Source organism: Mucilaginibacter sp. OK268 (assembly GCF_900103125.1).
Taxonomy (GTDB): domain Bacteria; phylum Bacteroidota; class Bacteroidia; order Sphingobacteriales; family Sphingobacteriaceae; genus Mucilaginibacter.
Map to the genome: position 1 here is coordinate 18,299 of NZ_FNJV01000003.1, position 26,582 is coordinate 44,880.

General features: G+C 39.8%; 19 protein-coding genes. 12 read left to right on the forward strand and 7 right to left on the reverse strand.

Going from position 1 to position 26,582, the window contains the following annotated elements; translation table 11 throughout:
- Nucleotides 1–52: 52 nt before the first annotated feature.
- On the forward strand, nt 53–1,246 hold the full coding sequence (locus BLR84_RS10660) for an alpha/beta hydrolase (protein ID WP_090467777.1): 1,194 nt from the start codon (nt 53–55) through the stop codon (nt 1,244–1,246).
- A 247-nt stretch (nt 1,247–1,493) separates the two neighbouring features.
- Here the strand turns inward: BLR84_RS10660 and BLR84_RS10665 are convergent, their stop codons facing one another.
- Entirely contained in the window at nt 1,494–4,445 is a 2,952-nt protein-coding gene (locus tag BLR84_RS10665; protein ID WP_090467779.1) for a TonB-dependent receptor, read from the reverse strand.
- Between the two features lie 836 nt (nt 4,446–5,281).
- Between BLR84_RS10665 and proB the strand changes: the two genes are divergently transcribed.
- Both proB and BLR84_RS10675 read left to right on the forward strand, forming a co-directional pair.
- On the forward strand, nt 5,282–6,361 hold the full coding sequence (gene proB / locus BLR84_RS10670; RefSeq protein WP_090467781.1) for a glutamate 5-kinase: 1,080 nt from the start codon (nt 5,282–5,284) through the stop codon (nt 6,359–6,361).
- Nucleotides 6,362–6,366: 5 nt separating this feature from the next.
- Nucleotides 6,367–7,614 carry a glutamate-5-semialdehyde dehydrogenase gene (locus BLR84_RS10675; protein ID WP_090467783.1) on the forward strand — a complete coding sequence of 416 codons (1,248 nt, stop codon included), beginning with the start codon at nt 6,367–6,369 and terminating at the stop codon, nt 7,612–7,614.
- Between the two features lie 792 nt (nt 7,615–8,406).
- Here the strand turns inward: BLR84_RS10675 and BLR84_RS10680 are convergent.
- Nucleotides 8,407–9,327, reverse strand: coding sequence for an IS982 family transposase (locus BLR84_RS10680; RefSeq protein ID WP_090467785.1), 921 nt, complete (start codon nt 9,325–9,327; stop codon nt 8,407–8,409).
- Between the two features lie 374 nt (nt 9,328–9,701).
- Here BLR84_RS10680 and BLR84_RS10685 point away from each other — a divergent pair, with 374 nt between their 5' ends.
- The gene (locus BLR84_RS10685; RefSeq protein WP_143013882.1) at nt 9,702–10,013 is read left to right on the forward strand and encodes a hypothetical protein; all 312 of its coding nucleotides are present in this window, start codon (nt 9,702–9,704) and stop codon (nt 10,011–10,013) included.
- Here the strand turns inward: BLR84_RS10685 and BLR84_RS10690 are convergent.
- Both BLR84_RS10690 and BLR84_RS30565 read right to left on the reverse strand, forming a co-directional pair.
- On the reverse strand, nt 9,997–10,308 hold the full coding sequence (locus BLR84_RS10690; RefSeq protein ID WP_090467788.1) for a hypothetical protein: 312 nt from the start codon (nt 10,306–10,308) through the stop codon (nt 9,997–9,999). The two genes, BLR84_RS10685 and BLR84_RS10690, sit on opposite strands and share 17 nt — an antisense overlap.
- Nucleotides 10,309–10,311: 3 nt before the next feature.
- A complete protein-coding gene (locus BLR84_RS30565) occupies nt 10,312–10,536 on the reverse strand; it encodes a helix-turn-helix domain-containing protein (RefSeq protein ID WP_218128298.1) in 225 nt (74 codons plus the stop codon).
- Between the two features lie 81 nt (nt 10,537–10,617).
- Here BLR84_RS30565 and BLR84_RS10700 point away from each other — a divergent pair, with 81 nt between their 5' ends.
- Both BLR84_RS10700 and BLR84_RS10705 read left to right on the forward strand, forming a co-directional pair.
- Nucleotides 10,618–11,448 (forward strand): hypothetical protein, encoded by an 831-nt coding sequence (locus BLR84_RS10700; RefSeq protein ID WP_090467790.1) that lies wholly within the window; start codon nt 10,618–10,620, stop codon nt 11,446–11,448.
- Between the two features lie 192 nt (nt 11,449–11,640).
- A complete protein-coding gene (locus BLR84_RS10705; RefSeq protein ID WP_090467791.1) occupies nt 11,641–12,693 on the forward strand; it encodes an IS110 family RNA-guided transposase in 1,053 nt (350 codons plus the stop codon).
- A 149-nt stretch (nt 12,694–12,842) separates the two neighbouring features.
- On the opposite strand, the gene BLR84_RS10710 is transcribed toward BLR84_RS10705, so the two are convergent.
- Nucleotides 12,843–13,049, reverse strand: a complete 207-nt coding sequence (locus tag BLR84_RS10710) for a hypothetical protein (RefSeq protein ID WP_090467793.1) — start codon at nt 13,047–13,049, stop codon at nt 12,843–12,845.
- A gap of 165 nt (nt 13,050–13,214) precedes the next feature.
- Between BLR84_RS10710 and BLR84_RS10715 the strand changes: the two genes are divergently transcribed.
- The 6 genes from BLR84_RS10715 (at nt 13,215) to BLR84_RS10740 (ending at nt 24,030) form a co-directional block, all read left to right on the forward strand.
- Nucleotides 13,215–13,640 carry a hypothetical protein gene (locus tag BLR84_RS10715; RefSeq protein ID WP_090467795.1) on the forward strand — a complete coding sequence of 142 codons (426 nt, stop codon included), beginning with the start codon at nt 13,215–13,217 and terminating at the stop codon, nt 13,638–13,640.
- 116 nt (nt 13,641–13,756) lie between these two features.
- The gene (locus BLR84_RS10720; protein ID WP_090467797.1) at nt 13,757–13,984 is read left to right on the forward strand and encodes a hypothetical protein; all 228 of its coding nucleotides are present in this window, start codon (nt 13,757–13,759) and stop codon (nt 13,982–13,984) included.
- A gap of 185 nt (nt 13,985–14,169) precedes the next feature.
- A complete protein-coding gene (gene mnmA / locus BLR84_RS10725) occupies nt 14,170–15,258 on the forward strand; it encodes a tRNA 2-thiouridine(34) synthase MnmA (RefSeq protein WP_090467799.1) in 1,089 nt (362 codons plus the stop codon).
- A 196-nt stretch (nt 15,259–15,454) separates the two neighbouring features.
- Nucleotides 15,455–17,845 carry a type I DNA topoisomerase gene (topA, locus tag BLR84_RS10730; RefSeq protein ID WP_090467801.1) on the forward strand — a complete coding sequence of 797 codons (2,391 nt, stop codon included), beginning with the start codon at nt 15,455–15,457 and terminating at the stop codon, nt 17,843–17,845.
- Between the two features lie 98 nt (nt 17,846–17,943).
- On the forward strand, nt 17,944–18,348 hold the full coding sequence (locus tag BLR84_RS10735) for a hypothetical protein (protein WP_090467802.1): 405 nt from the start codon (nt 17,944–17,946) through the stop codon (nt 18,346–18,348).
- 81 nt (nt 18,349–18,429) lie between these two features.
- Nucleotides 18,430–24,030: an alpha-2-macroglobulin family protein gene (locus BLR84_RS10740; protein WP_090467804.1), complete on the forward strand. Its 5,601-nt coding sequence runs from the start codon at nt 18,430–18,432 to the stop codon at nt 24,028–24,030.
- A 326-nt stretch (nt 24,031–24,356) separates the two neighbouring features.
- Here the strand turns inward: BLR84_RS10740 and BLR84_RS10745 are convergent, their stop codons facing one another.
- Complete coding sequence (locus BLR84_RS10745; protein WP_090467806.1) at nt 24,357–24,959, reverse strand: porin family protein; 603 nt, start codon at nt 24,957–24,959, stop codon at nt 24,357–24,359.
- A gap of 188 nt (nt 24,960–25,147) precedes the next feature.
- Nucleotides 25,148–26,578: a TolC family protein gene (locus BLR84_RS10750; RefSeq protein WP_090467808.1), complete on the reverse strand. Its 1,431-nt coding sequence runs from the start codon at nt 26,576–26,578 to the stop codon at nt 25,148–25,150.
- Between the last annotated feature and the right edge of the window lie 4 nt (nt 26,579–26,582).

Sequence of the window (26,582 nt, forward strand, 5' to 3'; positions counted from 1 at the left end):
TAGAAGATGATGAATTTGTTATATTTATACTCATAACCTAAAACCCCTTATCATGAAAAAGATCACTAATCTCCTGTTTTTTACCGGTTTCCTGTTTTTATTATCTTGCAATCCCAACTTAAAAAGCTCGTCATCTGCTAAAACCGAATCGGACTCCGGCATGTCAGATAGTACAATAAGTACTTCAGCAAGCTCAGATACCGCGAAAATGGATACAACTATCAAAGATGCTTCCGCCTACGTTTATCCTAAAAACACAAATGTAAAAGTGCTTTACGGTACAGACAGAAAGATAATAAGTGTTCATAATAGTCCTATTGTGTTTTCCAATCAGCCGGCAAATCCGGGTGAAGCAGAATATAGTGTGGGTTATACGATTGTTTCTGTTCCGGCAATTCACAAAACGGGTAGAATTGAAACGCCAAGTATCTGGAAGTTGGAGTTTCGCGAAGATACTTTGAAACACATGGTTCAAAAGTCGATTGTACAATTATCCAATTCGGGGTTTAATGAGCTACTTAAAGCTACTAATAGTGGGCAGGAAGCTTTCATTTTTGTACACGGGTATAATAACAGTTTTAAAGATGCGGCCTTGCGTACTGCGCAACTGGCTACGGATATACATTTGCAGATTATGCCGATTATGTTTAGCTGGTCATCCAATGGAAAAACCAGTGACTATGCGGGCGATGAAGACAGAGTGCAATTAGCGATTCCTGCCTTTAAAGATTTTATTAAACGGGTTGCCAGAAACAGCAATTTTAAAAAAATACATTTGATCGCGCATAGTATGGGAAATCGTTTAATTACGAGTGCATTACTTCAATTAGAGCATGACACAACCAATTTGAAACTGGATCAGATCATCATGGCTGCACCTGATGTTTATGCCGATCTTTTTAAACTGAGTTTTGCGGATGCCGTTGTGGCAAAATCTAATCATATAACCATTTATTCTGCTAAAAATGATTGGGCCTTACTGGCATCGAAAAAACTGCATGGTAATCTGAGGCTTGGCGAGATCGGTGTACCGCCACCTGCCTATGTTTTCAAAAAAATAGATATCATTGATGCGGTGAACGAGAAAACTGATTTTTTAGGGCATGACCGTTTTGCCAGATCCCCATTGATTATTGCCGATATGGATAAGATTCTTAGATATGGGGAAAACGCGGATGGACGCAATATTCCAACAAAAATGTATGGCCACTATAAATATTACTATTTCAGTAAAACCGACGAATAGAGCGGTAGCTCCTGTTTATTTTGTAAATAGTCCGTAGCATTTTACTTTACCACTATGTCATTGCGAGGAGGAGCGACGAAGCAATCTCTTCGCGTTATATCCCATTAGTGATATAACGCGAAGAGATTGTCACGCTATCGCTCGCAATGACATAATGAGTTGATGACATTTATCCCCTCAAAAAAAAGCGGATGGACATTGCTGCCCACCCGCCTTAAAAACTATATAAAACGTATTAAAAAATTACTTATTTAGGTTGCTGACCGCTTAGCAAACCATCCAGAGTAACCGATACATAATAGAGGCCGCCAATGGTTGGGCCGCCTGCATACTGGATGTAGCGTTTGTTAAAAATGTCGGTCGCGCCCAATTTAAAGGTAGCATAGTACACGGGTAAGCGGTAAGTAACCTGTGCATCGAAAGTGCCGATAGCAGGCACGGTACCGGTAACCAGCGGGCTCTCCCACAAGAACGATTCCTGCCATTTGTAAACTACGTTAAAACCGAAGTTTTTAACCACCTCACGGTTACCGAACGATACGTTGCCCGACCATTCTGGTGTATTAAAGCCGGTTACAAAAATATCAGAGGCCGATTGAGCTTTCAGTTTGTTAAAGCTCACGTTGCCCGATATGGTGTACCTTTTGTAAAAGTTATAAGTGATACCTGCAGATGAACCATAGTTATTGTAGATATTCTTGGCGTTAGTGTACACACGGTACCTGCTCTGGCCCTGACTGGCCGCATTGCTAGCAGTCGCGGTAGTTGGGTCGCGGTTAATGTCCAGCATAGACAATACGGCTGCGTCTGTGCCCACTGTAGTTCCATTGGGTACAAACACCTGCACCTGGCCCAAAAAGCCATTGTAGCGGTTGGTATAGGCATCTATATCGATAAATACTTTGTTATCCGCAACAATGCCTTTGTAACCTACTTCGTACGAGGTGATCTGCTCCGGACGGGCAGGTGGCAGATCGGCCACTTTCAGCAGGCTCTTGTTAGCCAAAGCATTGGCATCCGTACTGCCTCCCGGCGCTGCGTTTACAGCGGCATTAAAGTTTGTTACTGATGACTGGGTATAGCTGTTACCTAAATAACCCAGACCATCGTTTATAAATGGCAAGCTGCCTACACGTTTCACACGACCATTGTTTACATAAGACAATGCCTCAAACAATGACGGGAAACGATAACCGTTCTGGAAGGTGAACCTGAAGTTATGGTTCTCATTCACCGTATAAACCGCGGCTAAACGTGGCGTGAATTTAGGATCAAAATAAGGATTGTAATCCCAACGGATAGATCCGAATAATTTCAGCTTTTCGTCGAAAAAGGTTTTGGTTATCTGGGTAAAGGCGCCATATTTTTTGTAGATCACGTTTTTACCAAATGAACCATCGGCCAAAGGTGTGTTACGATCGGCAATAGAGCGACTAAAATCAACAAAGTTGTTTCCATCAGGAATGATGGAGTACACACGTACATCAGCACCAACCAACAGGTCGACCACTTTTACACGGTTAGTAAGGTCCCATTGTGCCTCTGCGTTATACATGTGGCTTTTTTGCACCAATGCGGCGCCACCGGTTACTGGCGCGTTCGGGATCAGGCTCGATTTGATATCCCAGTTATTGATACCGATGATGGTTTTACGTAGATCGTTAAAGGCCTGTGTTCCGGGTTCTACCCTGCCCTTGTCGGCAGCGGCCCTTGCAAATTGCTCTGCAGCGGCCAGGTTTGCCGATGTTAAAACACCGTTGTTATAGGATTTAAGGGCATTTCCATATAAAGTAGCCCAGGCAGAGTTGCTGGCGTGGTTCAGATCAAGGTTATCAGCCAGGGGTTTTACGTTGAATGAATTACCGGTATTCTCGATCGATTCATAAGCACGAACCAAAAACTCCTTGCCTTTTAACTCCACTTTATGGTTTTGTACAGTAGCGCCATCTAAAGAGATTTTATTACCCCGCTGAAAAACACCATCCATGCGGCCATAACGATAAGTATATGACAATATAGTATTCGGTGTTATTTTGTAAGATAAAGTACCATCCAGTTTCAGGTTGGTCACATGCGGATCAACCAGGTCAACCTCATTATAACCGGTACGGGCTACGGTAAGGTTCGGACGGGCAACACCATTAACCGAGATGCCTTTTATTACTACAGTATTACTACCAGCAAGCGCGTCATCGCCATATTTGTTCCAGCCATCATAAGCCGCGTTACTGGTACCTGTCAGTTCGGGATAAGCCGGGTTAGCGGTTTTCAGGTTGCCTGGGTTTTGATCTTTCTGGGTGTTTGATTGCCAGTCGGTACCCTGCAAATAGCTAAAGTTTACTTTGAAAGCGAATTTATCGTTAAAAGCTTTAGCATATCTGAAAGCATCTTCGGTCAATGAACTCGCGCCCAAAGCATCGTTACCTACGTGGTTTAAAGTCTGGCGATGATAAAAGCTCAAGCCCTGGTATTTAAAAGGATCTTTGGTAAAAAGGTTGGATAAACCGTTGATAGCGTTAGTACCATACAAAGCGGCAGCCGCACCCGGTGTGATCTCGATGCTGGCGATATCCAGCTCGGTTGGGCCAATGGCATTACCCAGCGGTACGCCTAAAGTGGCCGATTGCATATCAACCCCGTCAACCAGTTGCATAAACCTGAAGTTATTCGGGCTGTTGAAACCACGGGTATTAGGCACTTTAAGGGTGATACTGGTGGTGGTCATCTGTACGCCTTTAACATTCTCCAGCGCGTCATAAAAACTTGGGCCAGGCGATTGTTTCAGCGCGTTGATACTCAGTTTTTCGATAGCCACAGGTGAGCGCAACAGTTTTTCTTCCTTACGCGATGCGGTAACTACCACTTCATTGATCAACAATGATTGCGAAGTAAGCTGAATGTTTAAAGCGCTGTTGGCGTTTTTAATATAAAACTCCTGTGGCTGAAAACCTACCGCAGTAAAGATCAGCGTATAAGGTAATTTGGCGCTGGTAGTTAAGGAGAATTTACCCGTACTATCCGTAGCCGTTTTATTAGTGGTGCCTTTTATGCTAACAGTGGTGCCCACTAAAGGCTGGCCATGCTCGTCGCCAACTTGTCCGCTTAAAATATAGGAACCGTTCAATTGTGCATAACTGATGGCCGGCGTAAGCAAAAGAAAAAGTACAATGAGCTTTAAAGAATGTGTAAAAATTTTCATGTAGTAAGGTTGGTGGTGGAATTTGAACTTGGGTTGATTAATGTTTTGATAGATGTAGGGGTCAAAAGCATCAACAACATGCAGCGGAGCACTGCATTTTTATTAGGAGCATTATAGTAATTTTATAATAATGATACATTGTCTATAGAATTAGTCGACAAAAATATAAAAAAAAAGTGTCTACCAAATTTTTTTTGATTTTAATTTTTGAAGAGTACTTTATCAGGGCTGATTATTTCCGTATCTTTGTATATACAACGGCCCGGTTTTCCCGATAAAAAGGAGAACCGGGCCGTTCCAGTTAAGGATAAATAAGGCCAAAAACAGGCATATTTCATGTCAAGTATTTGTATATCAATATATTAATACTTTTTAAACCTTTCAAAACCCATTAAAAATTTGTTAAAAAGTGTTAAAATGGCGTTAAAATTTAGTTAAAATGGCCAATAACTAAGTCTTTTTACACTGTTTTCTACTAAAAATTGTTAAAATAATAGGTTTAAAAAGTTTTCTTCCAACCGTTTGTTAAGTCATTCGATCAGTAATAGGACGGATATCCCTCCTATCCTTTTGGCAATATTCATCTTGATACGCAGTGAATAAAAAAAGTATATAAATAATAATTTTAGTAAGTTTTTTGATTAAAACAATTTAATTAAATTAAAAAAGGTTACTTATTTAAATATTCATGCACAAAACAATCTCAATAACCTGATTATTGTCACTTTTTGAGTAAAGTGTACCTTTTTTGATTTATTTATGTCTATTTTAACTTAAAACTATACTTAAATCAATCAAAATTAACTATTTTTGAATCAAAATATCACCAGCAGGAAATGGCCTTCAACTATCAGCGCATCATTATCAAAATAGGCTCTAACGTTTTTACCCAGGAAAATGGCTTACCCAACCTGCAACGGATAGAACACCTGGTTGAGCAGATAGCGGCCATTAAAAAACAGGGCAAGGAAGTGATCCTGGTATCATCTGGAGCGGTAGCTTCCGGTCGTAGCCTCATAACCATTTCCGAAAAATACGATGCCATTGCAGCAAGGCAGTTATTGGCTTCTATAGGACAGGTAAAGCTGATCAATACTTATTCCAGTCTTTTTGAGCGTTTTGATATCCTTTGCTCGCAGGTACTGGTCACCAAAGAAGATTTCAGGGACAGGATGCACTACCTGAACATGAAAAACTGCCTGGAACTGTTATTACAGCATCAAGTGATACCCGTTGTGAATGAAAATGACGTGGTATCAGTAACAGAACTCATGTTTACAGATAATGACGAGCTTGCCGGCCTTATCGCTTCCATGCTGAATGCCGAGGCGCTTATCGTACTGACCAATGTTGATGGTATATATAATGGCAATCCCAGCGCACCGGGATCTGCTGTAATCGAAGAAGTTAATGGTTCTGTGGTTGATTTCGCCGAGTTTGTTACCTCGGGCCGGTCGCAATTTGGCCGTGGTGGCATGATCACCAAATCAACCATGTCACAAAAAACGGCGCAACTTGGCATAGCCGTACATATAGCTAATGGGACACGGGAAAATATATTGACCGATGTGTTGGAAAACAAGGTGATACATACCCGTTTTATCCCTACTAAAAAAGCATCCGGCAAAAAAAAATGGATAGCCCATTCCGAAAAATCGGCTACAGGTGTTGTACAGGTTAACGAAGGTGCCAGGACCGCCTTAGTATCCAGCAAAGCCACCAGTTTATTGCCGGTAGGTATTGTTAAAGTGGTAAGCGACTTTAAAAAGGGCGATATCATTAAACTGATTGACGAAAAAAACAAACAAGTAGGCTTAGGCATAGCCGAATATGGGGCCGATAAAGCCCGGGAGCGTGTTGGGCAGAAAAACCAAAAGCCACTGGTGCATTATGATTATCTTTATTTACAGGGTTAACAGCAATGGAATACGATAACTACTTTAAAAACGCACTTGTTGCAGGCAGAAAACCTACGCTTGCCCCTGCCCTGATTAACCAGGTACTGCAGGATGTAGCAGCTGAAGTCATTGCTCAAACTGGTTATCTGCTGGCCGAAAATCAAAAAGATCTTGACCGAATGGATGGCGCCGATCCTAAATATGACCGGCTGAAGCTTACTGCGGCCCGCATCGAAGCCATAGCCGGTGATATGGTGAATGTGGCCCTTTTAGATAGTCCGCTGGGTAAACAACTTTCCAAAACCAATATGCCCAATGGCTTGTCCATTACAAAGGTCAGGGTTCCCCTGGGGGTTGTAGGGGTTATCTACGAAGCCAGGCCCAATGTTACGTTTGATGTATTTGCCCTTTGTTTTAAAACCGGCAACATCAGCATTTTAAAGGGCGGCAGCGATGCAGATTCCTCTAACCGAGCCATTATCTCGGTTATTCATAAAATATTGCGTAAACACCAGTTAGATACCGATATTGTGACTTTACTGCCTGCTGATCGTGAAGCTACCGCTGCGCTTTTAAATGCAGTTGGCTTTGTAGATGTGCTGATACCAAGAGGGAGCCAGTCGTTGATCAATTTTGTTCGTGATAACAGTAAAGTACCCGTAATTGAAACCGGGGCCGGAATTGTTCATACTTATTTTGATGAATCGGGCGACCTGGAAAAAGGCGCGCAAATTATAGCTAATGCCAAAACACGCCGGGTAAGCGTATGCAACGCGCTCGACTGTTTAATTATCCACTCATCGCGTATCCCTGATCTGCCGAGGCTTGCCCATATACTGAAGCAAAAACAAGTAGAGTTATTTGCCGATGAAACCGCTTATACAGCGTTAAAGGGCAATTACCCCGACGATCTGCTGAATAAGGCAACACCGGAGCACTTCGGTACCGAGTTTTTATCCATGAAAATGGCCATCAAAACGGTTGATGATTTTCAGCAGGCGCTTGAACATATTGCTGTAAATGGTTCAAAGCACAGTGAGGCCATTATTAGTGAAGATGCCGAACGTATAGCTACATTTTTAAATGATGTAGATGCAGCCGCGGTTTATGCCAATGTTTCAACCGCATTTACCGATGGCGCCCAATTTGGCCTTGGCGCCGAAATAGGTATCAGTACACAAAAACTACACGCCCGTGGCCCTATGGGGCTTGATGAATTAACCAGTTATAAATGGTTGGTGAAAGGCGATGGTCAAACCCGCAATCCATAATTATAAACCTAAATCCTATACCTTGTTGCAAAAAAAAGGTGCTTGAAAAAGCACCTTAAATTTTTCCTCACTGGTTCGGTCTGTGTAGTTATTTAATCAGGTAATTTGCTATGGCAACAAAACAAATAATCACTAAAATCACTCCTTGCAGTTTTTGCTCTAATGTTAACTGGCTTATCATCTTAAATTAATTAGGGTATAGCAAATTTAAAATGTAAACCTGATGTTACAAGAGCGTAATACACTTTTGCATTTTTTTTAACAAAAAACTTACATACTTTTTACAATGGTCAATTGCACATTTATTCGTTAAAATAATCGCAAAAAAATGCATGCCCTGTTAAAATTTGTGTAGAGACTACACACCGTTTTTATGTTAAATTTTATGCTTTATGATTAATTAAAATGCGTTTTTTAGCTGATTTTTTGAATTGTGTATTTTTTTTGTTTTTAAAACTTATAGGAATATGCACATCAAACTATTAATCATTAAGCTGTAATTTTTTTGTATCATCCCTAATCAATGTTATATGTATTTAATGTATAAAAGCTTTATATGATATATTTAATCTATTGATAATCAATAGATATTAATTTATAGTTAATACAGGGGTACCCGTTGGCGGAGATACTTTCTTTTAAAGCAAAACCTCCCGAAAATACTCTTCGAACTATTGTTTCCAACCATTTTTGCTTCGTAAATCAACCCACTTAGACCTGATTTCTTAGTTAATTTAAAAGATACAAAGTTTTCTTTACAGGTTAGAAAAAGGCTGCCGCCAGATCACTCGATTACAATAAGGCGTACTGCACCTGCCCTATCGGCTTGCCGCCACATTTGTTAATGTATTGCAATAGTGTTATGGTGCACAGCTTCGAGTAAAGACGTGTTAGATATCCCCTAATTGTCTTTGTAAAGTTACGCTGGATATTGAATTGGACATTTAACTGCGAAAAGAGGGTTTCTATCTTTTTCCTTACTTTTCCGTAAATGAATGGCTTTTGATTCTTTTGGTTTTTCTTAGGAGGTGTTTCCAGATGTACGTTATAATCATTCAGTAATTCTTGTTTCCTCCCCTTACTTATGTAACCTTTATCTCCTACTATTCTGCATCCTCTAAAATCCTCACCGATATCATCCAAGTAATGAATGTCATGTATTGTGGGATCAGCAACTTTAAAAGCTTTTACAACACCTTCGCCAGTACAAACGATATTTAGCTTTAAACCATAGTACCATTCATCTTGCGATGCGCACCATGCTCTTTGGGGTACCAAGTTAGCATCATCTCTGCAAATTGTACTGCGATGCTGTCTTGCTATTTTACATATTCTTAATGGCATAGAGTCAATCACATAGATATCTTGGGTTTTGCGTGTTTTATTCATCTTGCCACTTATTATGTTTCTAACCTGATTAATCTCATTTGCTAATCTTTTACGCCTATCATTGTATTGTCTTCTGCTTAATAAATGGGGAAAACAGCCTTTATAATCAGACTTTAAAGATGCAAACAAGTAATTCTCACTATTCAATCCTAAAAAGTCAGCAGTTAGGCTTAGAGTTACGACATCAGTATCTGTGAATCTATGTTTTGGGCCGGGACGGAGTCTGGCTTTAAGCAAAAAGGGATGTTCCCCTAAAACTTCTTTTAGAGTGCAATTTATTTTATCAAATGTATTCTTGATATGATGCACTGGAAATTTTGCCAATAGCCAAAACTTTCCTTACTTTGCACGTGAGGAAAATATGGTTAACGCTTTGTTTTTCTTCTAAAAGCCCCCTCGGTCTCCAAACTTGATGGGGCTTTTAGTTTTGTTAATAAATTTACTTTTCTGGCAATCTCATCTATTGCCAGCTCTCCTGTTATACTCCGCTTTACATAGTTTATCCCATCTATATTATTATAAATGCCGTTTCAACCTAAAAAATGTATTATTGTTTTACAAAACAGAATAATATTTCACTTATTGACAAAACATCTATAAATAAAAATATTAATTAGAATTTTGCAGAATATTATTTCTAATTAGAAATTTTCTGAAGAAAGAAAACAATGTTTTTCCTTTTGAGGGTATTTATAGAAATGAAAGATACTGTGACTTGGACACGTGAAAATGATGCTTATTATGACTGTGGAATAAAGCCTATTCCAGAACTTAATTATAGCGAACATGAAAATATTATCAATTTAATGCATACAAAACATGCTATCAAATTTGATATTGCTTCTGAAAGGGAATTATTGATGAATCCTGATATTTCAGAAAAAGAGAAATTGCGAATTTTAGTGGAAAAGTGTAATCAGTCAATTAGAGAAACTAACCAAATAATGTATATAATTGGAAGAGTAAAAAGGTCAGATTGGTATAATGAGATACCTAACCTTTATCTATAATATATAGGTATATTGGATTTTTGGATGGTTTTCCTCTTCCTTGGATGATAGTTCCGCCATCTTGCATTTCAAGGCCTAATAGCCTTTTACGCAAATCCTCGATTTGAGACGTACTAATAATCTTGCTTTTGTGAACTTCTCTATGTGTTTTACCGATTTTTAGATTATTGGAATCAGAAATAATGACAAAGAAATTTTTATTTGCTTTATGTTTGGTAAGAATATCGTTGTATTCTTTATCAACTGAAAATCCATGGTCTGTAACAACCCCAATTGTCATATCTCGTTGCTCCATAACTTACTTCTCTAAAAGTTTACTTGGTTCTACTTCCAATGCTCTTGCCAGTGCAAAGACAACTGATATGCTTGTATTAAGTAATTCTCGTTCAATTCTACTCACCTGACTGTACTCAATTCCAGCATGATTTGCCAAGGCCTCTTGAGATAAATTCTTAGCAATCCTGTACCTCCTTACATTACTTGCAAGGATCGCTATGGCTGATATATCTCTAAGCTGTGGCACATTCCAAAGCTTACTTTAATTTTCATTTTGAATTAAGGCAAATTTGCCTTAATATTGCTTTAATAATGTGCCTTATCATATATGAAAAAATACCTGTTGATAATCTTACTATTGTTTCTCAGTTACTCATCCTACAGCCAAATCAAAAGAATAGAAGACTTACTAAACTCACAAGAGTATCAAGTAATCAATGATATGAGGGAAAGAGGTTATCACCTGGACAGAAAGCTTAGTAATTCTGAAAGTAGGCAGTTTGTATTTATCTCAAATACAGATTTGAGTGATCGGGTTTTCTTCGCCTATTTCGAAAATAGTTTGGTTCGCCTACTTACAATTTACCCTCCCACAAAAGATCACTTTAATAATTATGTCAAGTCAATAAAGGAAAACGGACTCTATAAGTACAATGCGGGTGTAAAGAGTTACATCAAAATAGAACCCCATAAACAAATTGTGATAACCCCGTATGAAAAAGACGGTACACAACCATATTCGATAATGGTTATGCCCACTTATATCGAAAAGAAGTCTGATAAAAAGGAATTGGCAAAAATGGATGGTCATTATAGAATTATGAATGGGCTTAATTCTGATGACGAAAATTCATTCATACTTAAAAATGGTGAAGCTACGTTAAATCTATTTGGTCAAACGTTTATAGATGTGACACTAAACAAAACCTCCGAAAATAATTACAGCCTATATTTTGCTGGAGTATCGGAGTCCAATGCCATTAAACCTCAAGATGAAGCCAAATATTCAAAAACTATACCTATTGCTACAATTAGCGTTAAGGGCACCTCTATTCTTTTTCGCTGGCTTGGACTATATCGTTCTTCCACACAAAAAAGATATTTCACTGAATTAAATGAGGCTCCAGCGAATAAGGAATATGTCTTGAAGAAAAGCTAAATAGGAGAATATGAAAAAACAGACAGCATGATGAATTATACCAGTTTAAGGTTAGAGACCTACGGCACGAACTAATTTCTTGCTGTTTAAAAAATAAACGGCATAGCAAATTAACTTACATCTTAGGAAATGACCTATAGCAAGATTTAATCTATGTCGTTTTATTCAACAGCTTGTTAAGAACAAAATATTATGCTTGTACCCAAAACAAAAACTTATACTTATTTCATAGGTATTGACATCTCTCGTAATGAACTTGACTTCGCTGTAATGCAGGGAAACGATTTTCTTTTTCATAGAGAAATTAAAAATACGATTGATGATATTCAGACTTTAGTAACTGAACTAAAGCAACTACCAAAATTTACTACAAGCAAGGCTATATTTGGTATGGAGCAAACAGGTTATTACACCAATCATTTACTTAATTACTTAAAGAAAATCAGGGCAAATATTGTTCTTGAAAATGCGTTGCATATTAGAATGTCGATGGGGAATATTCGTGGCAAGTATGATAAAATTGATGCTATACGTATCGCTCAATATGTTTATAAAAATCGAGACAATGTTAAATTCTATGTGCCTAAAAGAATGGTTATTCAAAAGTTAGTCCATTTGTCCTCTCTTAGAAGTAGATTAATAAGCACCAGTAAAGCCTTAGAAACCCCAATAAAAGAACAAACTGAATTTATAAATAAGGGAATCAATAAGCAAACATCAGGATTGTGTAAGGATAGTATAAAAGCACTTAAAACCGATATAACAAGAATAGATGAAAGTATTTTGGAAGTAATTAATGAAGATGAGGTTATAAAACGTTTGTTTACAATTATTACATCTATTCCAAGTATCGGCAGAGTTACTGCTATTCAAATTATAATATCTACGAACGAGTTTAGGGACATTTCCGACCCTAAGAAGTTCGCCTGTTATGCAGGAGTAGCACCCTTCAAAAGAGAATCAGGCCTATTTACAACAAAGGCTAAAATATCACCTATAGCAAACAAAAAAGTTAAAGCTTTATTGCATACATGTGCGGTTGGGTCTATTAGATATTTTCCTGAAATAAAGGAATATTATAAAAGAAAAACAGAGATAGAAGGTAAACCCAAGATGGCGGTATTAAATGCGATAAGAAATAAGTTGATATTAAGGGTTTTTGCTTGTGTGAATCAAGATAGGTGTTTCGAAAAGGAATATATAAGACCAGCAGATGAATTACGGCCAATCCATAATCTTTTATAAATGATATAAGCAGCGAGAAGGAATTAAAACATTTCAAAGTTTTCAGGCTTATTTGGTGAAATAATTACTCGCTGTTTTTTAAGATAATAAAGCCTCTCGTTATTTGCGAGAGGCAGTTAATTAAATACCATAAATTTCAGATTAAAAGGTTACTTTTTCTTCGTGCCGTAAGGCGATTGATTCGTTGGCTTCAAAGAAATGTTATTGCTTGAAGCGATACCATAAATAGAAGATTCAGTCCTACCAGTTTTCAATCCAATTATTCTTGTTGGAGTATTATGGGAGGCTAAATCTTTAACCTGTTTGACTACCGCTGGAGTAATCAGTTTACCATGATTTGCAGGAGTTTTACTCATTGTTTTTGTGCAGTGATATGACACTGCATAACAAATATACCCAAAAAATCAACGTGTTTTTATCGAAAAAGCTAATAATGTTAGTAACATTAGGTTGTGTTTAAAATATTCTTTAAAATACAAAATGGTTGTATATTAGTGTAAACCAAAACCTTTTATTAAACCATGAGTTCATACGCCCACATTCAACATCAAACTGAATTTTTTATTTTTGAAAGTAGTCTTTCAGAATATTTTAACCCCAATGAAGATATACATGATATAGTTTCATATAAATTGGATGTAAAAGCCAAGAGTAACATCCTCGAATTTGCTGTTTTAGGAATATATCGAGTGACACAAGGGGACATTAATTCCAATCAAGAAGTGTATACTTTGATTGGAGGAAGGGTCTTTGAAATCGCAATGTATAGCAAAGATGATAATGACTCAAATAAAATTTTCGAAGAAGCCTTTTTAATTGTGTGGAATAACTTAAAATCACTGGCCGAGGAAAAAATTCATCTTAATTTAAGGAAATTTGTTTTTATAAATACTAATCTGGAAGCTTTCCATGCAAATCTTCATTTACGTCTCCTTCAGATTCCTTAACAGTAAATAATCTAACTTCACTGTGAACCCAACCGTTTTCATTGCTTAATATGGCTAATAGCCATTGCTTTTTTTCTTCATCTGTCATAATACTTTTACTATAAATACTTCCAGAAATGAATTTTGAAAAAAAAATCCCAGTGTTTTTAGAAACTATTGAAGCTTTTACTTTTGACCCATTTATAAATCCTTACTTTGACTTTTTAGAGAGCCTTATTATTAATGGTTATGTAGTCACCATACATAGAAACGGTCATGGGCTTGATAATCCAATGCAAACCATCGATGAAATTAACCATATGAGAAATTTTATAAAACATTATAAAAAAGCCATTGGAATGTAAAAAATATATCCACTTTTCTTTTTATAGTCCAACTTGCATTTTTTCATTTATGCACTATATTCGTATTTAGGGCGGCAAATTAATTCCGCCAACGGGTAGGGGTGTTTTTTTAGACCTTCCATTTTATCCTCGGCTGCCCCAATAATGTATCAACATCAGGATCAAAAAGGTATCTTTGCAAAATTATGAGTAAGCATGGCAGGATCTTAGTGGCAATGAGTGGCGGGGTTGATAGTTCGGTAGCAGCAGTAATGTTGCATGAGCAGGGCTATGAAGTTATAGGTCTTACTATGAAAACCTGGGACTATGCCTCATCAGGCGGTAGTTCAAAAGAAACAGGTTGCTGCAGCCTGGACAGTATCAATGACGCCCGGGCTTTAGCGGTGGGTTATGGTTTCCCTCATTATATATTAGATATCAGGAGTGAGTTTGGTGATTTTGTGATCGATAATTTTGTTGATGAGTATCTGGCTGGCCGTACCCCCAACCCATGTGTGTTATGCAACACCCATATTAAATGGGATGCCCTTTTAAAACGTGCCGATAAACTCGATTGTGAATTTATTGCTACAGGGCATTATGCCAATATTCGATTACAGGATAACGGCCGTTATGTAATATCAAAAGGAAAAGACGAGAACAAAGATCAGTCGTACGTACTATGGGGTGTATCTCAACAGAACCTTGCACGTACCAAATTCCCCTTAGGCAGTTTCTCTAAGCCTGAGATCAGGCAAATGGCTGTGGATATGGGTCAGATGGAACTAGCTGGCAAAAGCGAAAGCTATGAGATCTGCTTTGTTCCTGATAACGACTATAGAGCCTTTTTAAGACACAAGGTTGAAGATCTGGATGATCGTATAGGCACGGGTAACTTTACGCTTACCAACGGCACCGTAGTGGGCAAGCATCAGGGATATCCGTTTTATACCATAGGTCAGCGTAAAGGATTGGGCATTGCATTGGGGCACCCTATGTTTGTTACAGCTATAGATCCGCAAACAAATACTGTTGTTTTAGGTACTGCTGATGAACTGGAACGCAAACAAGCCTGGGTTAAAAACCTTAACCTGGTTAAATATGCCAATATTAACGAACCTTTAGAAGCCATTACTAAAATACGCTACAAAGATGCCGGTACGCAAAGCAGCATTGTACAAATGGGCGAACATATGAAAGTTGATTTTCATCATAATGTATCGGGCATTGCACCGGGCCAGTCTGCAGTATTTTATGAAGGTAATGACCTTCTGGGTGGTGGCTTCCTGATGTAGGCATCCCCTACTGCGTGCTAAAGCCAAGTTGCTGGCCTGCAATTTTCATTATCAAAACGTCGTAAAACCCCGCTTTAATAATAATCCCGCATTCCAACTATTTACCCGCTCAGCCGTAAAAGCTTCCGGTCTTTTCCGAAAACAAATTTGCGTTTCACTTTCTTTATGTTTTATTTGCAAAAAAATAACTGCTTAAATGGCCAAAAACCTACTCATAGTTGAATCTCCGGCGAAAGCCAAAACCATCGAAGGATATCTTGGGAAAGACTTTACGGTTAAATCAAGTTACGGCCATATCCGTGATCTGGTAAAATCTGAAGATGCGATTGATATAGCTAATAATTTCACTCAGAAGTATGAAGTACCGGCCGATAAAAAGCAAGTTGTCAGTGAATTAAAGAAATTAGCTAAAGAAGCCGAAATGGTTTGGCTCGCATCGGACGAGGACCGCGAGGGAGAAGCCATATCCTGGCATTTATTTGAAACACTGGGTTTAAAAGATGCCACCACCAAGCGCATTGTTTTTCATGAAATAACCAAACCCGCCATTTTAAAGGCGATTGATACACCGCGTAAAATTGACTATAACCTGGTTAATGCCCAACAAGCCCGCCGTGTATTGGACAGATTAGTAGGTTTTGAGCTCTCTCCTGTTTTATGGAAAAAGGTAAAACCATCTTTATCTGCAGGCCGCGTACAATCAGTAGCTGTAAGGCTGATCGTTGATCGCGAGCGGGAGATCAATAAATTTAAATCAGAAGCTGCTTTTAAGATAGTAGCCATATTTGGCAAGGGTAAAGAAGCGTTCAAAGCGGAGCTTCCTGAGCGTTTTAGCCAACAGGAAGACGCAGAAAAGTTCCTAACCGATTGTATGGGTGCCGATTTCGATATCCGTTCATTGGAAACAAAACCGGCAAAACGTTCACCCGCGGCGCCGTTTACAACATCTACGCTACAACAGGAAGCCAGCAGGAAACTAGGTTACTCTGTGGCCCGTACTATGCAGGTTGCGCAGAAGCTATACGAATCGGGTAATATTACCTATATGCGTACCGACTCGGTTAACTTGTCAGAAACCGCTTTGAATGCCGCACAACAAGAGATCATATCAGCCTACGGCGAAAAATATCATCATCACCGTAAATACAAGACCAAAAATGCTAGTGCCCAGGAAGCGCATGAGGCAATAAGGCCAACTTATTTTAATAACCATACCATTGATGGCGATTCGTCAGAAAAACGTCTGTATGAGTTGATCTGGAAACGCGCTATCGCTTCACAGATGAGTGAAGCGCAGTTTGAAAAAACAACCGCCAAGATCAGTATCTCCAGCCGTAAAGAAGAGTTGACAGCCAATGGTGAAGTAATGAAGTTTGATGGTTTCCTGAAAGTTTACCTGGAATCGGCCGATGATGATGAAGAAGATACACAACAGGATGGCGAAAATACTATGCTGCCTCCTTTAACAAAAGGTCAGCGCCTGGCTTTACAGGAAATGTCGGCTACAGAACGCTTCTCTCGTCCACCTGCGCGTTATACCGAGGCCAGCTTAGTTAAAAAACTGGAAGAGTTAGGCATCGGCCGTCCTTCAACCTACGCCCCTACCATTTCAACCATTCAAAACCGTGGTTATGTGGTTAAGGAAGAGCGTGAAGGGAAAATACGTAATTTCAGAGTATTGACCCTAAAGGCTGATGCTATTGTTAAGGAAAACAAGACCGAAAACACGGGCGCTGAACGGGGTAAACTATTCCCTACGGATATTGGCGCGGTAGTTAACGATTTCCTGGTACAGTATTTTAATGATATTGTTGATTTTAACTTTACGGCAAGCGTTGAAAAGCAATTTGACGAAATAGCACAAGGCTTAAAAGAATGGACAGCCATGCTCCATGATTTTTACAACCCTTTTCATAAAGAAGTTCAAAGCACCATTGAAACGGCCGATAAAGCCACCGGTGAACGCGAATTAGGCGTACATCCGGAAAATGGCAAAAAAATATCGGTACGTATTGGCCGTTATGGCCCATTTGTGCAGGTAGGTGACAGCGCTACGGAAGAAAACGAAGAAAAACCGCTTTACGCGAGTTTAAGAAATGGCCAGAGTATAGAAACTATCAGCATTGAAGAAGCTTTGGAGTTGTTTAAATTACCCAAAGTTGTTGGTGAGTACGAAGGTAAAGTTATGAAGGTGGCTATTGGCCGTTTCGGACCTTATATCAGTCATAACAGCGCATTTGTTTCCTTGCCTAAGGAAATTGATCCGCTGGATGTTACCGAAGAACAGGCGATCGAGCTGATCAATGCTAAACGTAAAAAAGATGCTGAAAAGCTGATCAAATCATTTGATGAAGATCCTGAGGTTAAAGTATTAAATGGTCGTTGGGGACCTTATATTGAATTTGGTAAGCTAAATGTTAAGATCCCTAAGGATAAAGACCCGTTGACGCTTACTTATGAAGAGTGCAAGGCCCTGGCCGACGCTATGCCAAAGGATGCTAAAAAAGGACGGTTTGGTAAAGCCGCTTCGGCAAAACCGGCGGCTAAAGCACCGGCAAAGAAAAAAGCGGCAGTAAAAAAGAAATGAGCTTTAGTGAATGGTTTATTAGGTTGATTAAGTGAATAGTTGTTCTATCATTTATTTAACTACTCACCTAATCAACCACTCACCCAATCAACTAAAACATGATAAAAGACCTTCCCGAAAATAACGTACAGGATATTGCAGTAGCAGTTGCATTGGAAAGTGAGAATATCGAAAGCAAAATATGGTATGTATATCTCATCAACCTCAAGAATCAACCTATTGAAAATGTGTTGGTCACATCCAAAGGTTATGGTGAAAAAGACGGTGTACAGGTAAAAACATCAACTTTGCGGCATATGTTTCCGGAAGTTCCCGGACAAGCATTTAAGCTTATTGAGCCTATTGATGAGCAAACATTCGGTCTTAATAACGAATACTGGCTTAGCTACTATATCGGCAAGAACATCTACGATAAAAAGTTCATTTTTTTGCCTGAAAGCATTGTTGAAATGAATTTCATCAAACTCCCGGTGTTAAATAAGCCCGGTGTTATGATATTATAATCCCCCATAAAATAAGTTTTCCGTTTAATTATTTATTCTCATAAATTTTATAATTTACATGACTATAAATAAACCTATTCCATGGAGAACGGATATACCAAATTCCGCAGACGCAAAAGTATTATTACTATAGGTACATCACTTGCGCTCATCTTATTAGTTGTATACATTATTGCCAATGGCCGTAAAAAAGCGGCAGTCGACCCGGCATTTAGCAAGTATATTGAATCATATACCACCGGGGTCATCTCAAAAGAAAGTACTATCAGGATACGTCTTGCCGGTCAGGTACAGGTTACCCACCAGCAAAATGAACAGCTGAGCGATGATCTCTTCGACCTCTCCCCATCGGTAAAAGGAAAAGCTTACTGGGTTGATGCGCGTACTATTGAATTTAAACCAGCGGGAAAACTTGAGCCTGAAAAAAGCTATACAGTAGATTTTGACTTGGGTAAACTGATAGAGGTACCGCATAAGTTTGATCATTTTAAGTTCGGTTTCCAGGTAGTAAAGCCCGACTTTAACGTAAGCTTTAATGGTTTAACAACCGCCACAAATACATCTATTGATGAAATGAAGCTGGATGGCATTATCCAAACCGCCGATACAGAAGACCCAGCCCTGGTTGAAAAACTATTGACCGTAAATTATGACTTTCCCCTAAAAATAAGCTGGGAGCATAATACAGGTACCAAGGCACACCACTTTAAAATAACCGGATTAAAAAGACAATCCAACAAGGTTACCCCGGTCACTATTAACTGGGATGGCAGCAGTCTTAACGTCGACAAAAAAGGCAACCAACATTTTGATGTACCTGCTATAGGCGATTTTAGAGTATTGGACATACGTGCCGTGCAGGATAATGATCAATATGTACTGGTGCAATTTTCTGATAATATACTGGTTGGGCAGGAATTAAACGGCCTTATAAGCATCAATAACATTACCGACCCTGCTTATACCATTGATGGGAGCACGGTAAAATTATATTCTCCTGAGAATCTTGAGGGTAATTATAGCATCGTTGTAAATGAAGGCGTTGAAAACATATCGCACAAAAAAATAATCAAAACATATACCGCCAGTGTATTTTTTGAGAACCGGCTACCCGCTGTAACCATACCGGGCAAAGGCGTTATCCTCCCCGACTCCGGTAAATTGATGATGCCTTTTGAAGCAGTGAATTTGAATGCCGTTGATGTAAGCATTATTAAAATATATGAAAGTAATGTACCGCAGTATTTCCAGAGCAATGGCTTTGATGGCGGTCAGGAACTACGTCAGGTGGGTAAACCCGTGGTTCAAAAAACCATCAGGCTTGATAATGATAAAGGTCTGAACCTGAATAAAAAGAACCGTTTCATGCTCGATCTGGATCAAATGATCCGTACAGAACCGGGGGCTATCTACCGGGTGGTGATCGGTTTCAGGAAGGAATACTCCCTGTATAATTGCAGTATCGCCGGAGCAGGTACAAAAAGCAGCAATGGCGATGATGACGTATATAATGAAGGGGAATATTATAATGATAACAGTAAGGTAAATGATGAAGACGATGACTTTTGGTCGCGATATGATAATTTTTACCCCGACGGTTATAGCTGGCAGGACAGAAACAATGCCTGTACCCCATCCTACTTTACCAAAGAGCGTTGGGCAACGCGTAATATTATAGCCTCGAACATTGGGCTTATTGCCAAACGGGGCACTAATAATAGTATGCTGGTGGCTGTAACCGATATTTTAAGCGCGCAGCCCATGGGTGGTGTGGATCTGGAACTGTTGGATTATCAGAAACAGGTGATCTACAAAACCACATCCGGCGGAGATGGTATTGTGAAGTTTGATCTTAAACGTAAACCTTATTTACTGGTTGCCAAAAAAGGCGCTCAGCGAGGCTATTTGAAACTGGATGATGGCAGTTCCCTACCCCTCACCCGCTTTAACGTAGGCGGCGAAGAAGTACAGAGCGGTCTTAAAGGCTTTATATATGGTGACCGCGGCGTTTGGCGTCCGGGTGATTCCATTTACACATCCTTTATACTGGAGGATAAATTAAAAACATTGCCACCAGATCATCCGGTTCAGTTTGAGTTATATGATCCGAATGGTAAGTTATACCGGCGCATCAGCAAAACAACGGCTTTAGATGGCTTTTATAGCTTCCATACCGCTACAGAAATCTCATCGCCTACCGGTAACTGGACTGCTAAGGTAAAAGTTGGCGGGGCCTTGTTTGAAAAGAAGATCAAGGTAGAAACCATTATGCCTAACCGCATGAAACTTAGCCTTTCGTTTGGTGGTGCGGCCGAATTAACCAAGGGCAATAATGCCAATGGCAAACTGAGCGCGCAATGGTTGTTTGGCGGGGCCGCGCAAAATCTAAAAGCTAAGGTCGACGCCTTTTTAACACCCCAAACCACAAGCTTCAAAAAATATGAGGATTATGTTTTTGACGACCCAACGCTGGCCTTCAATACACAAACCCAAACCGTATTTGATGGTAAGCTCAGTGCAGATGGTGTAGCGGATGTAGATGCCAATATCAATGTAGAAAAACAGGCCCCGGGACAACTAAGGGCTAATTTCCTGGTTAAAGTATTTGAACCGGGTGGTAATTTCAGTATTCAGCAAACCACGCTGCCTTATAACGTATATCCGGGCTATGTGGGTATTAAAACACCACAAGGCAGCGAACTTTCGGGCATGTTGGTTACGGATAAGGATCACCAGGTTGATATAGCCGACGTAGATGTACATGGTATCGCGTTGACTGGTGCCCGCACCGTTCAGCTTGAATTGTACAAAGTACAATGGCGCTGGTGGTGGGATCAAACCGGTAACGAAACAAGCAATTTTACGCAGGATAAATACAATAAACTTATTAAAGCTGCAACCGTACAGGTTACTAATGGACATGGCAAATGGACATTACGTGTACCTAAAGCCGATTGGGGCCGCTATCTGATCAAGGTGAAAGACGAGCAAACAGGGCACTCTACCGGAAAATTCATTTATGTGGATTGGCCAAACTGGTCGGAAAGATTACAACAAACCAACCCTACCGAAGCGGCGATGCTGTCATTCACATCCGACAAAACCAGCTATAAAGTGGGCGAACAGGCAACATTAACCATACCGACTGCTGCCGATGGTCGCGCGCTGATCAGCTTTGAAAATGGCAGCAAAGTTTTAAGAACCACCTGGATAGATACCAGGAAAGGGCAAACCCAATATCGCTTTACGGTTGATGAAACCATGGCTCCTAACGTATTTGTGAACGTTACCTTATTGCAGAGGCATTCACAAACGGTTAACGATCTGCCCATACGTATGTATGGCGCTATCCCCTTACAGGTAGATAATCCGGAGACCATCCTGAAACCGGTGATCAGCATGCCTGATAAGATACGCCCCGAAACACAGTCGGCCATTACCGTATCCGAAGCATCAGGCAAGGAAATGACCTATACCATTGCCATAGTTGACGAAGGCTTGCTGGATATCACCAATTTTAAAACGCCTAACCCGCATGAGGCTTTTTACGCCAGAGAAGCATTGGGTGTAAAAACCTGGGATCTGTTTGATTATGTGATAGGCGCTTTTGGTGGCGGTTTGGAACGTATTTTAAGTATTGGTGGTGATGGTAACCTGGGTACCAACAAAAACGTGTCTGTAAACCGTTTTAAACCCGTTGTGAAATTCCTTGGGCCATTTCACCTTGACAAGGGCGAAAAGCAAACCACGCCCTTTAAACTGCCTCAATACGTAGGCTCTGTTAAGGCTATGGTAATTGCCGGGCACGATGGCAGCTATGGTTTTGCCGATAAAGCCGTCGCCGTTAAAAAGCCACTCATGATATTAGCTACGTTACCACGTGTACTTGGCCCGACAGAAAAAGTGCAATTACCGGTTACCGTATTCGCTATGGAGCCTAATATTAAAACGGTTACCGTATCTGTACAGTCAAACGCGTTCAGTAACCTGGCGGGTAATAATTCCAAAACGATAACCTTCGCTAAAACAGGCGATCAGCTGGTTACGTTTGATCTGGATGTGAAGGATTTTGTAGGTGTAGGTAACGTGAAGATCATAGCCAAAAGTGGTTCAGAAACTGCTGCTTATGATGTAGAGCTAAATGTACGCAATCCTAATCCGCCGGTAACCCGTGTATTGGAAAAGGAGCTTAAACCAGGCGAGATCTGGAATACAGCATATCAGGCTGTAGGTATTAGCGGCACCAATAAAAACACGCTCGAAATTGCTTCTATACCACCTTTGAACCTAAGCAAACGGCTCGATTACCTGATAGCCTATCCACATGGTTGTGTAGAGCAAACCACGTCTTCGGCATTCCCGCAATTGTATCTGGGGCAACTGCTCGACCTTTCACCTGTTCAGAGGGCTGAGGCAGAGCGAAATATTAAAGCAACCATCAACAGGCTCAATGGCTTCCAGGTACAGGGTGGCGGCTTGAGCTACTGGCCTGGTTATGGTGATGCGGATGAATGGGGAACCAATTATGCCGGACATTTTATGCTGGCAGCCCAGGCCAAAGGTTACAGCTTGCCTATTGGCTTTATTGAGCAATGGAAAAAATATCAAAAACAAAAAGCGCAAACCTGGGCACCTGATCCGCATAAATTTTATGGTGATGATCTGAACCAGGCCTATCGCCTGTATCTGCTGGCTTTAGCCAGTGCACCAGAATTGGGGGCTATGAACCGGCTTAAGGAGTTTAAATACTTAAGCATCGAAGCTAAATGGCGCCTGGCAGCAGCTTATAAACTTGCCGGGCAACCCGAAGCCGGTTTAAGAATGGTAACCAACTTGCCAACTACCATAAAACCATATTACACCATGTACGGCACTTATGGATCTGATCTGCGCGATGAAGCCATGATCCTGGAAACCCTTACCCTGCTCGGGCAGCAGCAAAAGGCAGCCGGATTGTTACGTACCGTAGCCGCAAGGTTATCACAGGACGATTGGTATAGTACCCAAACCACGGCCTATTCCCTTATTGCCATAGCGCAATATTGCGGGCAAAATAAGGCCTCGGGCAAGCTTACTTTTAGCTATGATGGCGGAGTTTCAAAGGGGAGTATCAATTCGGCCTCTTATATGTGGCAGGCTGGTTTGGCTGCAAACGGCGGGAAAGTGATGGTTAAGAACAACGGCACCAACAAGCTATATATAAGACTGATACAAAAAGGTCAGCCATCATCCGGCCTTGATGTGAAAACCTTTATTGATCCGCAGGTGATGGAAATGAGGGTTGGTTACTTTACGATGGGCGGCAAACCCCTTGATCCAACAACATTAAAACAAGGTACCGATTTTGTAGCCCAGGTAAATATCAAAAATCCGGGAAGGCGTGGCCGCTACGATAATCTGGCGCTAACACAGATCTTCCCATCGGGTTGGGAAATACTGAACAGCCGGATGCTGAACAATGATGAGGTATTCAAATCGTCACCATCCGACTACAGGGATGTACGGGACGACCGGGTGAATACTTATTTTAGTTTGGTTGAAGGAAAAGAGGTTACTTACTATGTGATGCTGAATGCCGCTTATGCCGGTCATTACTACTTACCTGCGGTGTATTGCGAGGCTATGTACAATAACTCCATCAATAGCCTGATTAAAGGACAATGGGTTGATGTAGTAAAGTAAGGAAGATCATAATATCGAATGCTGAATAATGAATTTCCAATATCGAAATCATTATTCAACATTCGGCGCCTGGCATTTAATGATATGGAATACATTGCTCCAGAGATGGTTAACACAGTTAACACATTACAAGATGATTAAATTGTTAACTAATTGATATTAAGGCGCATAAGTCAATATTAACCATAAAAAGTGTAAACCATGTAAACCCACTTTTTATAACAAAATGGGCCGCTTGTTTAGGGATTATGCTTAACCCATAAAGTATTTGCTCAAAAAAAGACCCGCTAAAATAGCGGGTCTTTTAAAATAAGTGTTGTTTTTCCTTATAACGAGAATAACTTATAAGCCAACGCAAGACTAAAAACATTTACACGCGTGTGTGAATTTCCATCACCGTAGGCAATCTTGTTTAAACCGCCTTCATAACGTAAATCAACAGAGAAACTGCTGATATCAACACCAGCGCCTATCTGAAAGCCATAGTTGGCATCCTTATATCTTAAACTTGTGGCATCACTGGTGGCACCGGTAAGGCTCTGATCTTTGTTAACTGCAAATGATAGCACTGGGCCGCCATAAAAGCGACCACCTAAGCCAAAAGCACCTATTTTGCCACCAAATAATAATGGCACATCAATACTGGTGAATTTAGCGGTGTTTTCATTATTTAAATCATCCTTTATTCTGATGTTTTTGCCTGTAACATAAAGTTCTGGCTGAAAATTAAAGCCCAAACCACCAACCCTGGCCCAAACACCGGCAAGATAACCTGCGCGATTGCTGTTATTAAATATGCCGCTTGATGGGAACGCAGTATAATTTAAACCGCCTTTTACTCCAAATGAAAAGTTGGGTATTATTTGGGCAGAAACAATACCGATAGTGAATAAGCAGATACTTAAAGTTAAAATAATTGTTTTTTTCATGTTTTAGAGTTGTTTTTAAATGATTGATGTAAATACGTTAAAGCTATTTTAAACGGACGGTTATATAATTAGCAATATCCGGCTCATAATGTTTTATAATTTCATACAAAACGTTATGAGCCGGATATCAGGATTTAAAATCTAAGAATAAAAGTATAAATTTTTTGCAGAATCAGTGTAATTCTATTTTACCAGGATAGTCGCCCCATATAGTAATCAAGCACCTTATTATAAATATAACAATCGTAGCGGGCGTTAATGAGATTGATATTAGCCTTGTCAAAGTTATTTTTGGCTACTACAAAATCAACTGAAGTAAGTACTCCGGCATTGAAACGGATCTCGGCCGTTCTGAATGATTCCTTATATGCTTTAACCTGCTCTACCAATACATTGTACCTATTATAAGCCAAGGTCATGTTCACATAAGCTTGTTCAACACTCTGGCGTAAAACATTCTTGGTATTTTCTTCTACATATTTTGATTCCTGCAGATCAATTTTAGCAAGCTTTACCTTATTACGGTTTTGGAAATAGTTTAAAATCGGAATCTTTAAGCTGACACCAAATTGCGTACTATAGTTATTTTTAAACTGGTCATAATAACCGATGTTTTTGAAGGTATTATCATACTGCGTTGTATAAACTGTGCTTTTGCCTGTAGGCGTATTGACAAACTGCTTGGTGGGTACAATTGATGAATCGCTAACCGTAGAATTTTGTGCAGCACTTGAATAATTTGTGGTTACTCCTCCAAATAGGGAGATGCTGGGTGATAAGGCCCCTTTGGCAACCTTTACACCTTTTTCGGCGCTTTGCCGCCTTAGTTCAGCCGCTTTTATATAGGCCAGTTGTTTTAACGCGGTATCAAATACCTGATCGGCATTTTCACCGGTTTGTTTAGCAACATCCTGCACACTTATGGGTTCCAGTTTAAGGTTTCTGTTGTAAGGAATATTTAGGATCTGCACCAGGCTTAATTTTGATGCTTCCAGGTTATTTTTAGTATTCACCAAATTAAGTTCATTATCACCATACGTACCTTTTAGGTCATAAAGGTCTGAGGGTAGTTTATTAGCACCATCCTTTTCTAATATCTCCAGCCTTTCAACTTGCTTTTTGGATACATCAAGCTGATTATAAGCTTGAGCCAATAGTTCCGTATTATCCAAAACTAAAAGATAAGCGGTTATCACGTTAATAGTTACCTGATCTTTTGCCTGTTGAAAATCCATCTTACCGGCCTGATAAGCCAATGATGTTTGTTTAATAGCATTTAAGTTCTGCAGACCGCTAAACAAGGTTAAGTTGGCATTTAAGCTATAATTGCCAGATGTATATGATTGCGTTACATAACTGTTTGTAAAAGGGTTGATACTACGCCCGCTGTTGAGGCTATGATCCACCTGCCCGTTTAATGATGGCAACAGGTTGTCTTTGGCCTGAGTATAACCTACCTGTAAGCGCTGCATTTGAAGCGCATTTTGTTGTACTGTCAGGTTATTTTTTATAGCAATATCAATACATTGCCTTATAGTGGTCAGCGTATCTGTTTGAGCTTGTGCATTGGTGGCCGATATTACCATCAAACCAAAAAATATAAATTTAAAGTATCGCATTATT

What these genes read in the sequence shown, in the direction of transcription:
- BLR84_RS10710 (WP_090467793.1), bottom strand. Translation starts at nt 13,049, where the DNA reads ATGAGTAAAACTCCTGCAAATCATGGTAAACTGATTACTCCAGCGGTA.
- topA (WP_090467801.1), top strand. Translation starts at nt 15,455, where the DNA reads ATGGCCAAAAACCTACTCATAGTTGAATCTCCGGCGAAAGCCAAAACC.
- BLR84_RS10750 (WP_090467808.1), bottom strand. Translation starts at nt 26,578, where the DNA reads ATGCGATACTTTAAATTTATATTTTTTGGTTTGATGGTAATATCGGCC.
- BLR84_RS10740 (WP_090467804.1), top strand. Translation starts at nt 18,430, where the DNA reads ATGGAGAACGGATATACCAAATTCCGCAGACGCAAAAGTATTATTACT.
- BLR84_RS10665 (WP_090467779.1), bottom strand. Translation starts at nt 4,445, where the DNA reads ATGAAAATTTTTACACATTCTTTAAAGCTCATTGTACTTTTTCTTTTG.
- BLR84_RS10705 (WP_090467791.1), top strand. Translation starts at nt 11,641, where the DNA reads ATGCTTGTACCCAAAACAAAAACTTATACTTATTTCATAGGTATTGAC.
- mnmA (WP_090467799.1), top strand. Translation starts at nt 14,170, where the DNA reads ATGAGTAAGCATGGCAGGATCTTAGTGGCAATGAGTGGCGGGGTTGAT.
- BLR84_RS10720 (WP_090467797.1), top strand. Translation starts at nt 13,757, where the DNA reads ATGAATTTTGAAAAAAAAATCCCAGTGTTTTTAGAAACTATTGAAGCT.
- BLR84_RS10700 (WP_090467790.1), top strand. Translation starts at nt 10,618, where the DNA reads ATGAAAAAATACCTGTTGATAATCTTACTATTGTTTCTCAGTTACTCA.
- BLR84_RS10685 (WP_143013882.1), top strand. Translation starts at nt 9,702, where the DNA reads ATGAAAGATACTGTGACTTGGACACGTGAAAATGATGCTTATTATGAC.
- BLR84_RS10715 (WP_090467795.1), top strand. Translation starts at nt 13,215, where the DNA reads ATGAGTTCATACGCCCACATTCAACATCAAACTGAATTTTTTATTTTT.
- BLR84_RS10735 (WP_090467802.1), top strand. Translation starts at nt 17,944, where the DNA reads ATGATAAAAGACCTTCCCGAAAATAACGTACAGGATATTGCAGTAGCA.
- BLR84_RS10675 (WP_090467783.1), top strand. Translation starts at nt 6,367, where the DNA reads ATGGAATACGATAACTACTTTAAAAACGCACTTGTTGCAGGCAGAAAA.
- proB (WP_090467781.1), top strand. Translation starts at nt 5,282, where the DNA reads ATGGCCTTCAACTATCAGCGCATCATTATCAAAATAGGCTCTAACGTT.
- BLR84_RS10660 (WP_090467777.1), top strand. Translation starts at nt 53, where the DNA reads ATGAAAAAGATCACTAATCTCCTGTTTTTTACCGGTTTCCTGTTTTTA.
- BLR84_RS10745 (WP_090467806.1), bottom strand. Translation starts at nt 24,959, where the DNA reads ATGAAAAAAACAATTATTTTAACTTTAAGTATCTGCTTATTCACTATC.
- BLR84_RS10690 (WP_090467788.1), bottom strand. Translation starts at nt 10,308, where the DNA reads ATGGAGCAACGAGATATGACAATTGGGGTTGTTACAGACCATGGATTT.